The organism is Bacillus sp. 01N45, assembly GCF_056399205.1.
Genome location: NZ_JBFTQW010000002.1, coordinates 594,449 through 608,098 on the forward strand (window position 1 = coordinate 594,449; position 13,650 = coordinate 608,098).

General features: G+C 33.6%; 13 protein-coding genes and 1 pseudogene. 2 read left to right on the forward strand and 12 right to left on the reverse strand.

The genetic code is table 11. The features are described from left to right. Nucleotide 1 precedes the first annotated feature (1 nt). From mvaB to AC1DMU_RS07300, 5 genes are all read right to left on the reverse strand, one after another. On the reverse strand, nt 2-913 hold the full coding sequence (gene mvaB, locus AC1DMU_RS07280; RefSeq protein ID WP_088063513.1) for a hydroxymethylglutaryl-CoA lyase: 912 nt from the start codon (nt 911-913) through the stop codon (nt 2-4). Between the two features lie 21 nt (nt 914-934). Beyond that, on the reverse strand, nt 935-1,150 hold the full coding sequence (locus tag AC1DMU_RS07285) for an acetyl-CoA carboxylase biotin carboxyl carrier protein subunit (protein WP_001987345.1): 216 nt from the start codon (nt 1,148-1,150) through the stop codon (nt 935-937). A 26-nt stretch (nt 1,151-1,176) separates the two neighbouring features. After that, nucleotides 1,177-2,514, reverse strand: a complete 1,338-nt coding sequence (locus AC1DMU_RS07290; protein ID WP_000486754.1) for an acetyl-CoA carboxylase biotin carboxylase subunit — start codon at nt 2,512-2,514, stop codon at nt 1,177-1,179. 15 nt (nt 2,515-2,529) lie between these two features. After that, nucleotides 2,530-3,675, reverse strand: a complete 1,146-nt coding sequence (locus tag AC1DMU_RS07295) for an acyl-CoA dehydrogenase (RefSeq protein ID WP_000397260.1) — start codon at nt 3,673-3,675, stop codon at nt 2,530-2,532. Between the two features lie 216 nt (nt 3,676-3,891). Further along, nucleotides 3,892-4,860, reverse strand: a complete 969-nt coding sequence (locus tag AC1DMU_RS07300; RefSeq protein WP_088063512.1) for a YbgA family protein — start codon at nt 4,858-4,860, stop codon at nt 3,892-3,894. Between the two features lie 465 nt (nt 4,861-5,325). Here AC1DMU_RS07300 and AC1DMU_RS07305 point away from each other — a divergent pair, with 465 nt between their 5' ends. Both AC1DMU_RS07305 and AC1DMU_RS07310 read left to right on the forward strand, forming a co-directional pair. Beyond that, nucleotides 5,326-5,841, forward strand: a complete 516-nt coding sequence (locus tag AC1DMU_RS07305; protein ID WP_087986148.1) for a DUF3231 family protein — start codon at nt 5,326-5,328, stop codon at nt 5,839-5,841. Nucleotides 5,842-6,013: 172 nt separating this feature from the next. Next, the gene (locus AC1DMU_RS07310) at nt 6,014-6,385 is read left to right on the forward strand and encodes a WGxxGxxG family protein (protein ID WP_476941486.1); all 372 of its coding nucleotides are present in this window, start codon (nt 6,014-6,016) and stop codon (nt 6,383-6,385) included. Nucleotides 6,386-6,584: 199 nt separating this feature from the next. Here AC1DMU_RS07310 and AC1DMU_RS07315 read toward each other — a convergent pair whose 3' ends face one another. From AC1DMU_RS07315 to AC1DMU_RS07345, 7 genes and pseudogenes are all read right to left on the reverse strand, one after another. Further along, the gene (locus AC1DMU_RS07315) at nt 6,585-7,238 is read right to left on the reverse strand and encodes a TetR/AcrR family transcriptional regulator (protein WP_060488911.1); all 654 of its coding nucleotides are present in this window, start codon (nt 7,236-7,238) and stop codon (nt 6,585-6,587) included. 24 nt (nt 7,239-7,262) lie between these two features. Continuing rightward, nucleotides 7,263-8,282 (reverse strand): ABC transporter permease, encoded by a 1,020-nt coding sequence (locus AC1DMU_RS07320; RefSeq protein WP_088063510.1) that lies wholly within the window; start codon nt 8,280-8,282, stop codon nt 7,263-7,265. Beyond that, the gene (locus tag AC1DMU_RS07325) at nt 8,279-9,004 is read right to left on the reverse strand and encodes an ABC transporter ATP-binding protein (protein ID WP_048546950.1); all 726 of its coding nucleotides are present in this window, start codon (nt 9,002-9,004) and stop codon (nt 8,279-8,281) included. Before AC1DMU_RS07325 ends, AC1DMU_RS07320 begins: the two co-directional genes overlap by 4 nt. A gap of 177 nt (nt 9,005-9,181) precedes the next feature. Next, on the reverse strand, nt 9,182-9,433 hold the full coding sequence (locus AC1DMU_RS07330; protein ID WP_000548621.1) for a hypothetical protein: 252 nt from the start codon (nt 9,431-9,433) through the stop codon (nt 9,182-9,184). 208 nt (nt 9,434-9,641) lie between these two features. After that, a pseudogene (locus AC1DMU_RS07335) lies at nt 9,642-9,905 on the reverse strand (metallophosphoesterase); the annotation flags it as partial. Nucleotides 9,906-10,020: 115 nt separating this feature from the next. Beyond that, entirely contained in the window at nt 10,021-11,457 is a 1,437-nt protein-coding gene (locus AC1DMU_RS07340; RefSeq protein ID WP_088063509.1) for an MBL fold metallo-hydrolase, read from the reverse strand. Between the two features lie 66 nt (nt 11,458-11,523). Then, the gene (locus AC1DMU_RS07345) at nt 11,524-12,723 is read right to left on the reverse strand and encodes an FAD/NAD(P)-binding oxidoreductase (RefSeq protein WP_088063508.1); all 1,200 of its coding nucleotides are present in this window, start codon (nt 12,721-12,723) and stop codon (nt 11,524-11,526) included. Nucleotides 12,724-13,650 lie beyond the last annotated feature (927 nt).

Consider the following 13,650-nt stretch of genomic DNA (forward strand, 5'->3'; position numbering starts at 1 on the left):
CTCACCTACTTATCGTTTTATGTTGAAGCGCTCTATACACATGACTCGGTAATTGGATATTTAATTTACTTTGAATGAATTGACTCGCTTTCAATAACTTCTCTTCATCAATATTCGTTTGGACCCCTAACTTATGAAGCATATGAACTAAGTCATCGGTTGCAACATTGCCTGATGCTCCTGGTGCATATGGACAGCCCCCAAGACCACCACAAGAACTATCAAATGTTGTAATACCATATTCTAATGACTTAACTACATTCGCCAGAGCCATTCCATACGTATTATGGAAGTGCATTGCAAACTGCGAAGCATCATATTTCTTTAATAAATGTTCTAATACTCGCTCTACTTGTAGTGGATTCGCTACACCAATCGTGTCACCAAGAGATACTTCATAAATGCCGTATGAAAATAGTTGATTACATAATTCGTCAACTGCTGTGGCACTTATATCCCCTTCATAAGGACATCCAAATACAGTAGAAACATAGCCTCTTACCTTTTTTCCTTCGAATAATGCCTGTTTTGTTATATCTTCAATTACAACTAATGCTTCTTTAATTGATTTATTAATATTACTTTTATTATGAGATTCACTTGCTGATAAAAAAACATTCACCTCATCTACATTTTGCAAAAAAGCTCGTTCCAAACCATTTTGATTTGGAACAAGCGCTGCATAAGTAACATTGGGATCCCTTTTCAGCTCAGAAAACACATCATTTGCATCTGCTAATGCAGGGACCCATTTAGGGTGAACGAATGAGGAAACTTCAACGTACGATAATCCCGCCTCTGTAAGTAGTTGAATCCATTTTACTTTATCTTTTGTGCCAACAATCTTTTTTTCATTTTGTAAGCCATCACGTGGCCCGACTTCTTTAATGACAGCAAAATTAGGTAGTTTCAATTCGCTTCCCCCTATATCTCCCTATTCAATTTCTAGTAATACATCTCCTTCATTTACAAAATCGCCTTCTTGCACATTAATTTTCATAACTGTGCCAGCTTCTTCTGAAATGATTGGAATTTCCATTTTCATAGATTCTAAAATGACGACATCCTGCTCTTCCTCTACTGTATCTCCTACTCCTACAACAATCTTCCATACATTTCCTGCCATCGATGCATATACCTTCGTCATCATTTTTTCCCCCTTAATATTGTTAAACCTTATTTTTTAACAAGTTGTTTCGTTACAAAACCTGTTGTATAAATACCACTTTTGAACACATCGTCTTCCAATACTTGAAGTAACATTGGCGTGTTCGTTTTAATACCTTCTACTTTTAACTCTTCTAAAGCATCATGTAATTTTGAAATTGCTTCTTCACGAGTTTCACCATGAGCAATGACTTTCGCAATCATTGGATCGTAGAAAGGTGTAATCGTGACTTGATTCTCCAAAAAGTGATCAATACGTACATTTGATGGAAGCGTTAAATCTGTAATCTTTCCAGGTGATGGGAAGAAAGTTTTCGGATCCTCTGCATAAATACGTGCCTCAATGGCATGACCACTACGTTTTACATCATCTTGTGTAAATGATAGTTTCTCACCGTATGCAATTAGAAGTTGTTGTTCTACAAGATCTAAACCTGTAATTTCTTCTGTAACTGGATGCTCTACTTGTAATCTCGTATTCATCTCTAAGAAATAAAAGTTCTTCTGATCATCTACAAGAAACTCAACTGTACCTGCATTTGTATAGCCTAGAGCTTTGGCAGCTTGTACAGCAACTTCCCCCATCGCTTTTCGCGTACCTTCATCTAAAAATGGTGAAGGTGCTTCTTCAATTACTTTTTGATTTCGGCGCTGCACGGAACATTCACGCTCCCATAAATACACTGTGTTACCATGTGTATCTGCTAAAAGCTGAATTTCAATATGATGTGCATCTGCAATATAGCGCTCTAAATACATTTCTCCGTTACCGAAGAAGTTTTGTGCTCTTGTTTTGTTACTTTCAAATGCTTTGGTGAGCGTTTGCTCAGTTTCCATCAACTGCATTCCAATGCCTCCGCCGCCTGCGGATGCCTTCAGCATTAATGGATAACCAATTTGTTTTGCAATTTCAATTGCTTCTTCAGCAGTTTCAATATTTGTAGTAATACCTGGAACTACTGGGACATCTGCAGCTTGCATTGCAATACGAGATTCGATTTTACTTCCCATCTTCGTAATAATTTCTTCAGATGGACCGATAAATACAATTCCTTCTTCTCTACAGCGAACCGGAAAAGATGGATTCTCTGATAATAATCCATATCCCGGATGGATTGCTTCAGCATTTGTCTTCTTAGCTATTTCAATAATTTTTTCAAGGTTTAAATAGCTTTCTTGGACACGCGGTCCACCTACTAAGTAAGCTTCATTTGCCATTTTTACATGTAGGGCATTTTCATCAGCCTCAGAATAAATAGCAACAGTGCGAATGCCAAGTTTTTGACAAGTTTTCATAATACGAACTGCGATTTCCCCGCGATTAGCAATTAATATTTTTTGAAACATAGTGATTCCTCCTTTTTATCTACATCCTAAATGTCTTGCAATTACGAGACGTTGAATTTCAGAAGTTCCTTCACCAATTTCTAATAGTTTTGCATCACGAATATGTCGTTCCACTTCATATTCACGCATATAGCCGTATCCACCGTGAATTTGTACCGCTTGATTTGCAATACGACTAGCAGCCTCAGATGCAAATAACTTTGCCATAGCCGCTTCTTTACCGAAAGGTTTATCATTATCTTTTAACCAAGCCGCTTTATGTACTAAATTACGTGCAAGTTCTACTTCAGTCGCCATATCAGCTAATTTAAATTGAATCGCTTGGAAATTAGAGATTGACTTTCCAAATTGTTGACGTTCTTTCGCATATTGCAGCGCACGTTCAAATGCAGATTGTGCAATACCTACTGCTAATGCTGCGATTGAAATACGTCCTCCATCAAGTGTATATAAGAATTGTTTAAATCCTTTATTTACATCACCAAGAATATTTTCTTTCGGTACACGTACACCATCAAGTACGATTTCACATGTATTAGAAGCACGAACACCCATCTTATCGTAAGGACTTGAAATCGTTAATCCTTCACTTGTAGTCGGTACGATAAATGCCGAAATACGCTTTCTACCATTATCTTCAACACCGTTGATAGCGGTTACAATAATTGTATTTGCATACTCTGCATTTGTAATCCAACACTTTTCACCACTAATAACATACTCGTCTCCATCTAATACAGCTTTCGTTTGTGTACCACCTGCATCAGATCCAGCATTCGGCTCAGTTAATCCGAAAGCACCTAAAGTTTTACCTGATGCCATTGGAATTAAATATTTCTGTTTTTGTTCTTCTGTACCGAAATAATAAATTGGAGAAGCACCTAAAGAAATTGTTGCAGCGTAACTTAATCCTGTCCCACCACAAGCACGACCAATTTCTTCAACTGCTAACGCGTACGATACAGTATCGCCACCTGAACCTCCATACTCTTCAGGGAATGGGATTCCTAATAATCCTAGTTCGCCCATTTTTTGAAATGTTTCATATGGAAATTCCGCAGTTTTGTCATAATATACAGCTTTCGGTGCGATTTCCTTTTCAGCAAAGTCACGTACCATTTCTTTAATCATTTGTTTTTCGCGAGTTAGAGTAAATTCCATTCCGCTACACACCCCTTATCGAATATTGAGTTTCGACAGCGTGCGAGTTTCTACTACAAACATTACGAATTAAAAGACACGAATATTAGTTAGACAATTGCTATAATTCTGTCATAACTTAATTTTAAAACAGATTCTGTACTAATGCACAAAAAAATTCCTACATTGTTCTACAACAACATAGGAGTTTTCTTGTCGAATTATGTAATTTATTGTTTAATAATCTCTACCTTTTCCCGAATCAGAAATTTCTACTAAAGCTTCAGGGTAAGGTTCAAAATATGTTTGTCTTAATAAATACTTTTCGTCAAATCGAATGGCCCATGATTTTAAAATTGCAAGTAAGCTACTAAGCGGGACTTTCTTTTCTATATACTTTTGTATCAAATCTAAAAAATGATCTTTTTCTTGTTTTTTCAGCTTAGTTTTAAAATATCCAAAAATATGCTCACATACATTTACATTCGATGTATAGCGGGGTGTGCGCATAAATAATTCATATAAAGTCTTCTCATAGTTTTCAAATACCACTTCAATCGTTTCATTTTTTTGGTTTGCAATAATACGCCCCAATTCCTTTTGTTTTACCTGATTATATGCCATAAATAAATACTTATAGTCTGATTGAAATGATACGAGTTCTTTTATGTTTTTAGTATGTTTAATCATTTTGTAATGCGCGATTGTAAACAGCCTTGTAAAGAAATGTTCTCTAATAATAAAATTCGACAATCTACCCTCTTCTTCAATTGGAAGATGCGAAAAATTTTTTATTACTGCTCCGCCAAATAAGCCAGATCCCTTTCCTTTTGCTGGTGCTTTTTCAAAACCAGAATAAATTTTCACATCACGCGTACCACAACTCGGCGAACGATTCTTTAAAATAAAACCATCCACATCAGATACCGTTTGTAAAAAGACATATGAAAATTGCTCCATTTTTTCAGTTACATCTTCTCGTGTCGACGGCTGTACAAGCCTATTCACACCATTTTCTTCTACAATTCGTATCGTTTCACGAGGAGTCCCCAATCCGATCTCGACTTCTGGACAAACAGGTATAAATGTAACAAATGGCTGCAAATTTCGTATTGTTACATCTGGTATCATCTCTGCATTATAACGACAGGCATCAAATTCTAAACATTTACTTACAACTATTGTTGGTTTTGCAAATTGCCGCATTTCATTACCTCCATGGTATCAATCCATACAATCTAAATTGTACTGATATTAGTATCTTAAGCAAAGTCTGTTTATATTGATTATTTTTATAATAACTATAAATTTAATGCCATATCAACTGCAATTCAAATCTATTTCGTATATGTATTAACAAGTTCTTGTACAAACTTGTTAATACATTTTTGTCTAAACACAATCCATCTTTACTAGCATAGTTACAGATTCTTTCCTCTCCTCTTTACATTTAAATTAAAATAAGTCTTAATACGAATTTTAATCCCAAGTTATTTGGAATATATTCTTTATATTTGTACATTATAGACTGAGAAAGTATTACTTGTAGTTAGGGTGTTCCAAATGAATTTTAGAAACCTACTTTCTTTATTACGGAACATTTTCAGAAGCATTTTTTCTTTGGTAAAAAATATTTCAAAAAATCCATTCATTTTAAGGAGGCATATTAAAATGGGAGTATTAAGTGGTAATCCCCAAAATGAACCAATGCATTACGGAGAAGTCTTTGCAATTTGGAGTTATCTTGCAGGGGCACAAGGTGCAATTGCTGGTTACCAAGTTCTTGTCAATCATTCTGGAGACGAGGACTTAAAAAAGTTTTTAGAAAATCTTATAGAAAATGATATCCAATCAGAAGTTGAAGAACTAAAAAACTTGTTAAAATCAAACGGTGTGGCATTACCACCGGCACCTCCAGAGCGTCCAGTTGCATCTATTGAAACAATCCCTCCTGGTGCTCGTATTAATGACGCAGAAATTGCAGCTAAAGTTTCTATGGATCTTGCTGCTGGACTAGTAGCATGTAGCCAAGCGATGGGACAATCACTTCGAGAAGACGTAGGAATGATGTTTGGACAATTCCATATGAAAAAGGCACAAGCAGGTGCTACCTTACTACGGTTAAATAAGAAAAAAGGCTGGATTATTCCTCCTCCTTTACATGTTCTTCAATCTGATCAAGCATAACATGGCGTAAGCGGTTAACTTTTGTTAACCGCTTCGTTGTATTTACCTGTCCTTTTAATAATGGAGATTAAAGATAGTTCTAATAATTTTAACTTTATGATTTAGATACTGTGATACGAATAATGTACAAAAGCAATGGAGAAATTAATACATAAGAAAGGAGGGGAAATTTATGAAGAAAAAATTATCATCTATTTTAAGTGTTTTAGCACTATCTATTATATTTTTAGGCACATCTGCCCAAGCTGAATACGATGGAAATCATATGAATAGAGTTAATAACACTGATATGTCAACTCGAGTTAATGACAATAACTTGAACAGAGTTAATGATAATAACTTGAACAGAGTTAATGATAATAACTTGAACAGAGTTAATGATAATAACTTGAACAGAGTTAATAATGATGTGAGAACTCGAAATGTAAATACGACAAATGATTTAAATAATAATCATGATAGAAATAATAATTGGGCTTGGCTGGGTTTATTAGGTCTAGCAGGATTATTAGGTCTTAGAAGAAGAGACAAAGAAGTACGTTAATCTAGAATGTTTTTCGTAAACAAGTACTTATTTATCAAAATTGTATAATGAATATAAATCGCCTTTTTAAAGGCGATTTATTATTTGCTTAAAAATAGTATATGTAATTCACACATCAACATATTTTTACTTATGATTAAACCTATTAAATTACATTTATTTAAATACCAAAAATCAAACCCCTAAAATGTTGTTATAGTTAGATTCGTGGCGTTAATCCATACAATATAAATTGAATCGTATTTTCAATTTCCACTTCATCATCCCATTTTTCTTCAGGCAATAATAAAAATCGTGTTAATAGTAAACCTAATACAGCTGATAAAGTAAGACGTAATACAGAAGATGGTGGTATCTCAATAATTTCTCCTTTATCTTGAAACTTCACAATCAACTTTTTGAAATGTGAAAACAGTTCCGTTTCTACTAATTGTTGTATTTCATTTTTTAGCTCTGGTTGAAATGGTACTTCTTGAATTAATATTTTAATCATAGGAAAGTGCTTTTGAGCAAATTCAAATCTATTATGAATGACAACTCGTAAAAGTCCCTCATATGATTCATACTTCGATTTAAATATTTCCTTTGCAAAGGCTTGTACGAAAAATGGTGCAGCAAACTTTGTTAATGTCGGCATGACGACTGCTAACAATAAATCTTTTTTCGTTTTATAGTAGCGGAAGATTGTTCCTTCCGCTACACCAGCACGCTTTGCAATTTCACTTGTAGAAGTTGATGCATATCCTTTTTCTCCAAACATATCAACAGCTGCCTCTAAAATACGCATTTGACGTTCATTTCGTTTATCCGTATTAGTTGCGGCAATTAATTCATCCAACCAATCCTTCTTCATCTATAATACCCCTTTGTATCATCATTATATTTTCCGATGTTTCTTTAATGCAAATACATTCCCTATTGCAAATAATAGAGAAAAAAGTAGTAATACAGTTAGATCTAACGCAATCTCTGTAAATCCTTGATTTCGAATCATCACTTGTCTCATTGCGTCAGCTCCATATGTGAGCGGAAATAATTTCCCTAACATTTGTAGCCACTTATTCATAGATTCAATTGGAAACAACCCAGAAAAGAAAATTTGTGGCACAATGACAAGCGGTATAAATTGAATCATTTGAAATTCATTATTTGCGTATGCTGATAAAAATGTCCCTAAAGTTAGTGCTGTTAAAGAAAGCATACATGTAATAAGTAGCGTTAGCCATATGGAGCCAGCTACATACAAGTCTAAAATATAAACTGAAAAATTCACGATTATAATTGATTGTATAAATGCAAAGATTCCAAAACCAATAATATATCCTACAACTATTTCCCATCTTCTCACTGGAGTGGACAATAACCTCTCTAATGTACCACTTAAACGTTCTCTAACAAAAGAAACTCCAGATAATATAAATACAAAGAAAAATGTAAAGAAACCAATCAATACGGGGCCAAGCCCATCAAACATTGTAAAGTCTTTAGAGCCATGTAAGTAATTTACTTCAGGCTTCATAACTGATACATCATTCTTTTCTGAACTCTTTTGTAAAACTTGAAGTACAGCACGATTTTTTGATGAATCACTTCCTTCTAATAAAACATTCATTTTCCCATTCTCTAAATAAATTACTGCATCTACCTTTTGCTGTTCTAACTCTGAAATTGCTTTCTCTTTGCCATATTCATAAATTGAGGCTTCTTGAGTTTTCATTGTTTTTACAATAGGAGCAGGCACATCAACTACAGCAATATGCGGTACATAGTCTTTTTGTGTAAACACTAGAGACAATAACCAAAGTAATAACATTGGTGCCCCAAACATCATCGCTAACGAACGTTTATCTCGAAAAAATTGGCGAATAATACGAATGATTACACCAGTAACTCTCATGATAGGGCCACCTCTTCCAACAAAAAGACATCTTCAATCCGTCCTGATGATACCCGTTTTTTCAATTCTTCAGGTGTTCCAGTCGCAACTAGCTTTCCTTCTCTAATCAACCCTAAACGCTCACAAAACTCAGCTTCATCCATAATGTGCGTCGTTACAATAATAGTTGTGCCTTTCTTTTTCAAATCATAAAATTTTTCCCAGATTGTTTTTCTAAGAAGTGGATCTATCCCCACTGTTGGCTCATCTAAAATTAATATTTCAGGTTCATGAAGGAGTGCTATCGCTAATGATAAACGCTTCTTCATCCCACCTGAAAAATGCTGCACTTGCTGTCTTATATGTTTTGATAATTGTACAAGGTCAAAAACCTCTTCGATTCTTTCTTTTTTATGTTTTCCTTTTAATCCATACATCGTTGCAATAAAATCTGCATTTTCATATGCTGATAGTTCTTCATATAATGCATCAGCCTGAGCCATATAACCAATTCTTTTCATTTCATTTAAATTAGGCATGTTCGTGTTGTATACAAGCACTTCACCTTTCGTTGCCTCATTAATACCTGCAATCAATTTAATAAGAGTCGTTTTCCCTGAACCTGAAGGCCCAACTAAACCAAATATCTCTGCTTTTTCAACTTGCAATGAAAGATTGTGTAAAACTTCTTTTTTCCAAAAACTTTTTGACACGGTTCGTAAAATAATAGCAGGTTGCTGCATGTATTCTTCCCCCTTTTCAAAATGAGTGAGTACTCACTTTCATTTTACTCTTGCGTAATTATATGTCAAACTTCATTGATTAGTATGTATTTTCAATCTTAAACAATGAAACAGAGTCGACATTAGAATTTCATTTCTTAAAGTCGACTCTGTTTCATTTAAATTATATATTTCATTTTACGTTTTTAAATTCATATATTTTCTAATTCTAGCAACATCTAAAGAATATTCGATAACTAATTGCTGTAACGGTAAAATAACTGTATCAGGATATAAATGTGCATATTGTAATGTTTCTGCATATTTTTCTAACCTTTTTTCTAAATACTTTATAATTTGATCAGGATGACTTACTAATAAACATTTACAATAATAATGTATTTGTTCCTCAATCGCCGTATACTCTTCAATTTCATATTCTTTATGCATGTGTACACCCCTTTAAGTTTTTTACTGAATTGCTTATCACACTTTTCACTCGACTAATTTTTAAGTTTTTTGATTATTTACACTATAACAAACTCTCCGGGTCAAATTTTGTTACTTTATGTAACGTAGAAAATTTTTAACAAAACTGTAATGTTAACTTGTATAAAATGCATATGGCCTATTTTTTCTGTACAAAAAGTCGTACAGTTCAATTTAACTGTACGACTACAAGTTCTGGCCTATTAAAAATTCTTTGCGGAATGATACTATTGCCTAATCCTATACTTACTACCATAGACGTATTTTGTTTTTCATATAAACTGGTTGTATATTTAGGTAAAACACCTTGATTTGGAGCCACTAATTTGCTGATAAATGGTAACCTAAATTGTCCACCATGAGCGTGTCCTGATAAAACTATATCTATTTGCTCATCAGCATAATTCTGAATAAATTCAGGTCTATAGAATAAATCATCTATTTCTCCTATTTTAATACACTATCTAACTGTATTGCTCCTATATATAGATATACCCCTATGTAATCCGCAATTTTCCTTATCGGATAAATTAATAAAAATTATTTCCCTACACATTGCGATTACATGTTATATAAGGAAGCTCTTCTTTTTTCCATGCAAGAAATCCTCCCTTTAAATTCACTACTCCCTTTATACCTGCTCTTTGTAAAATACTAGCTGCTATAGCGGAACGCAATCCGGTTCGACATTGTAAAACTATTGGGCAATCTTTTGGTATACAATCTAGCTGCTTAAATAGATTTCCTAAAGGGATATGTATTGCATCATGAAGATGTCCTTCCTCCCACTCTTTTTTACTACGCACGTCGATTACCTTAACACTTCCACTTTTTATATGCGGATATAATTCGATTGATGTGTCTTCTTTGTAACTTTCTAATCTATTAAATCTTTGTATTACCTTTACAGGTACAAAAGCAATAATATTATCTAGCCCAATAGATTCAAAGTCTCTAATAACTTCCTCCACTCTAACCTTTTCCTCATCTAGAATGATTAAAGTTTCTGTTTTATAATCTAGTAACCATCCACACCAAGTTGTAAAGGAATTGTTATAAGGTATGTTAATTGATTTCTCGATGTGACCAGAAGCAAAACTCTCTACATCCCTTATATCAACTATTTGCTGAACACTCCTCATAACTTCTTGAAGTTTTTCTACTGTATCAATAGCAATAACTTCTCTCTTCTTACGAATTGGAGGACCAGACTTATTTAAATTCTTCATTAATGAAAAATACTTTGGAGGCTCTGGTTGTCCCCTCAATAAAGTCGATACAAAATCACTTTCTTCATTACACTGAAATGCCCAATTGAACATCTTTTCATAACCTAATGTAGAAGTTGGAATTGCTCCTAATGCTTTTCCACATGCGCTTCCTGCACCATGTGATGGCCATATTTGCAAATAATCAGGGAGTATTTTTATTTTTTGTATAGAATTAAATAATTGTTTCGCTCCTATTTTTGCAGTATTTTTCATACCTACAGCAGTTTCTAATAAATCCGGTCTTCCTATATCTCCTACAAATATAAAATCACCTGTGAATATTCCCATTGGCTTATCATTCGTATAATTATTTTGACTTGTATCAGTTACTAAAAAAGAAATACTTTCAGGCGTATGCCCTGGGGTGTGAATTACATTAAATTTTATATGACCTATTTTAAACTCTGTGCCCTCTCTAACCAATTTGTATCGACCTTCGTTAAGATATTGATATTTCCAATCACAATTTCCTTCATCAGATACATATAACTTTGCATGATAAAGATTAGAAAGTTCTCTAGACCCAGAAAGAAAATCTGCATGAATGTGAGTTTCAGCCGCAGCAATTACTTCCATTCCCTCTTTCTTAGCAAATTCTATATATTGTTCTATATAGCGATCTGGATCAATTACAATTGCTACGCCTTCCTTCTGACAACCGACCAAATAGGAAGCATGTGCTAATTTTTCATCATAAAAATATTTTAAAAGCATAGCTATTCCCTCCAAATAGTTATTTCAAATTACTTTTCAATTTGTATAACTGCTTTCTATCTTCTCCTATAGCATCCCTTTCAACATAAAATTCCAATACATATAGGGCAACATATATCTTTTAAGTAAAAACATACTATATCGTTCTTTCGCTTGATTAAACGGAAATGTTTCTTGAGGCTCATGTTCATAGTTAAATTCAGCGAGTATAAGACTTTTATAACCTGTAACAATCGGGCAGGATGTATATCCATCATATTTAGCATGCAAGTCTCTTCCGTTAAGTACGTCCATAATATTTTGTTTTAAGACAGGTATTTGTTTTCGAATTGCCGCTCCAGTTTTAGAGGTGGGTAAATTGGTACAATCTCCAAGTCCGAAAATATTCTTATACTGTATATGCTGCAAAGTATAAGGGCTTATATCTACCCACCCCTGAGAATCACTTATCTCACTCTCTTTAATAAAATTAGGTGGCCCCATTGGTGGAACAACATGGATCATACTGTATGGTACAGTTTCTCTTTTCAGTGTTTGCGTATCTTCAAAAATTGCTTCTCTTTTTTCGGCAATAATTTCTACTAAGTTTTTATTATAATTCGTTATAATTTGCTTTCTTTCTAGTACTTGTTCTAATGTATTAGCATAACGTGGAACCTGAAATATATTAGCGTTCGCCGTATAAAACATTACTTCACTTTTGTTTCTTACACCGCTATTAGAAAAATACTCTTCTGCTAAATACATAATCTTTTGTGGAGCACCACCGCATTTAATAGGAGTGTTTGGGTGGGTAAAAACTGCATTTCCTCCTTTAAATTTTTCAATTTCTCTCCAAGTAGAATCAACATATTTATAAGAGTAATTGCTACAAACCCCATTAGTCCCAATAGATTCCTTTAAGCCTTTAATGCCGTTCCAATTTATTTGTATACCGGCTGCTACAATAAGAATTTCATACTCAAGCAGCAGTCCATCATCTAAAAGCAGCTTATTTTCATCCGGAAACAACTTAACAACACTTTTAGGAATCCACGTTGCACCTTTTGGAATAAGCACTTCTTGATCACGCATCGTACTTTCCTTTGAAACAATTCCTCCCCCCACTAAACTCCATAGTGGTTGGAAATAATGTTTTTTTGATGGATCAATAATTGCTATATCTTCTTTCAATAGGGGTACATTTCGTAACAAATGTGCAGTAGAAGATATTCCTGCAGTCCCAGCACCAATTACAATAATTTTATAACTATCTCTGGTCTTCATTATCCTCTTCCCATCTAAATTTGATTTTTAAAACAACTAATTCGCAGCCGTATTTTCATTGTATTAACATTATTATAAGTTAAAAACACCACCCTTTTATCTGACTTAATTGAAAATTTTGTTAACTTTACCATCAATTTTACTTTATGCGTAAATCCCCTATGCTACTTCCATCTTTTATATTTTTCAATACTAGTCTTTGCCCTATCTTACTTTTATTACAGTTTCTCTCTACACTCAAAGCTATCTTTATCTTCTTTTTCGAAGAATACCTCGTTACTTGTAATTGGAATTTAAAAGTTCGAATAGTTTTTCTTAATTGTATAGATTTATATAATCGGATAGAGGGAATTCCATTTAAATATGGAAGGTTTTTATATCGCGCTAAGTATTCATGTAAAAAATTACTAATTACATGGAAATTAGCAACGATCCAAATTCAATTGAGTGAAATTATTGAGGTTACCGAAGATAATATATGCTGATGTTGAAAAAGGAGAAGTAAACCTTATTGGTAAAGTAGAATTATCTATTATTTGCTTTCAATAAAATAGCCCTTTTAAATATAATAAATGCATAAGTATTGCTGTATTGATTAATCTTAAAAATAAACAGATTTGAATTATTCGCTATTCTAAAGAATATTTCAAATTTCATTATTTAATGCTTACAAAAAGAGCACTAAAAATCAGTGCTCTTTTTTATATTTAATTGGGGGTCTTATCGCATGTCTATCAAGCTAAGATTTTAAAGTACCCCCATAACGAAACCAACATCTCTAGCAAGATTCCGTAAGGTATTTGGAGATAAAAACCTTTGAATCTCTTGAGCAAATAGTTGTAATTCATCAGACACAGAAACAGACATAAAAAACGCCATCCTTTCCTATGATTCTACAGAAAGAATAGCGTATTTTTTCATTTTATG

Coding starts and splice junctions, on each gene's coding strand:
- AC1DMU_RS07285 (WP_001987345.1), bottom strand. CDS start 1,150: ATGATGACGAAGGTATATGCATCGATGGCAGGAAATGTATGGAAGATT.
- AC1DMU_RS07290 (WP_000486754.1), bottom strand. CDS start 2,514: ATGTTTCAAAAAATATTAATTGCTAATCGCGGGGAAATCGCAGTTCGT.
- AC1DMU_RS07295 (WP_000397260.1), bottom strand. CDS start 3,675: ATGGAATTTACTCTAACTCGCGAAAAACAAATGATTAAAGAAATGGTA.
- AC1DMU_RS07300 (WP_088063512.1), bottom strand. CDS start 4,860: ATGCGGCAATTTGCAAAACCAACAATAGTTGTAAGTAAATGTTTAGAA.
- AC1DMU_RS07305 (WP_087986148.1), top strand. CDS start 5,326: ATGGGAGTATTAAGTGGTAATCCCCAAAATGAACCAATGCATTACGGA.
- AC1DMU_RS07310 (WP_476941486.1), top strand. CDS start 6,014: ATGAAGAAAAAATTATCATCTATTTTAAGTGTTTTAGCACTATCTATT.
- AC1DMU_RS07315 (WP_060488911.1), bottom strand. CDS start 7,238: ATGAAGAAGGATTGGTTGGATGAATTAATTGCCGCAACTAATACGGAT.
- AC1DMU_RS07320 (WP_088063510.1), bottom strand. CDS start 8,282: ATGAGAGTTACTGGTGTAATCATTCGTATTATTCGCCAATTTTTTCGA.
- AC1DMU_RS07325 (WP_048546950.1), bottom strand. CDS start 9,004: ATGCAGCAACCTGCTATTATTTTACGAACCGTGTCAAAAAGTTTTTGG.
- AC1DMU_RS07330 (WP_000548621.1), bottom strand. CDS start 9,433: ATGCATAAAGAATATGAAATTGAAGAGTATACGGCGATTGAGGAACAA.
- AC1DMU_RS07340 (WP_088063509.1), bottom strand. CDS start 11,457: ATGCTTTTAAAATATTTTTATGATGAAAAATTAGCACATGCTTCCTAT.
- AC1DMU_RS07345 (WP_088063508.1), bottom strand. CDS start 12,723: ATGAAGACCAGAGATAGTTATAAAATTATTGTAATTGGTGCTGGGACT.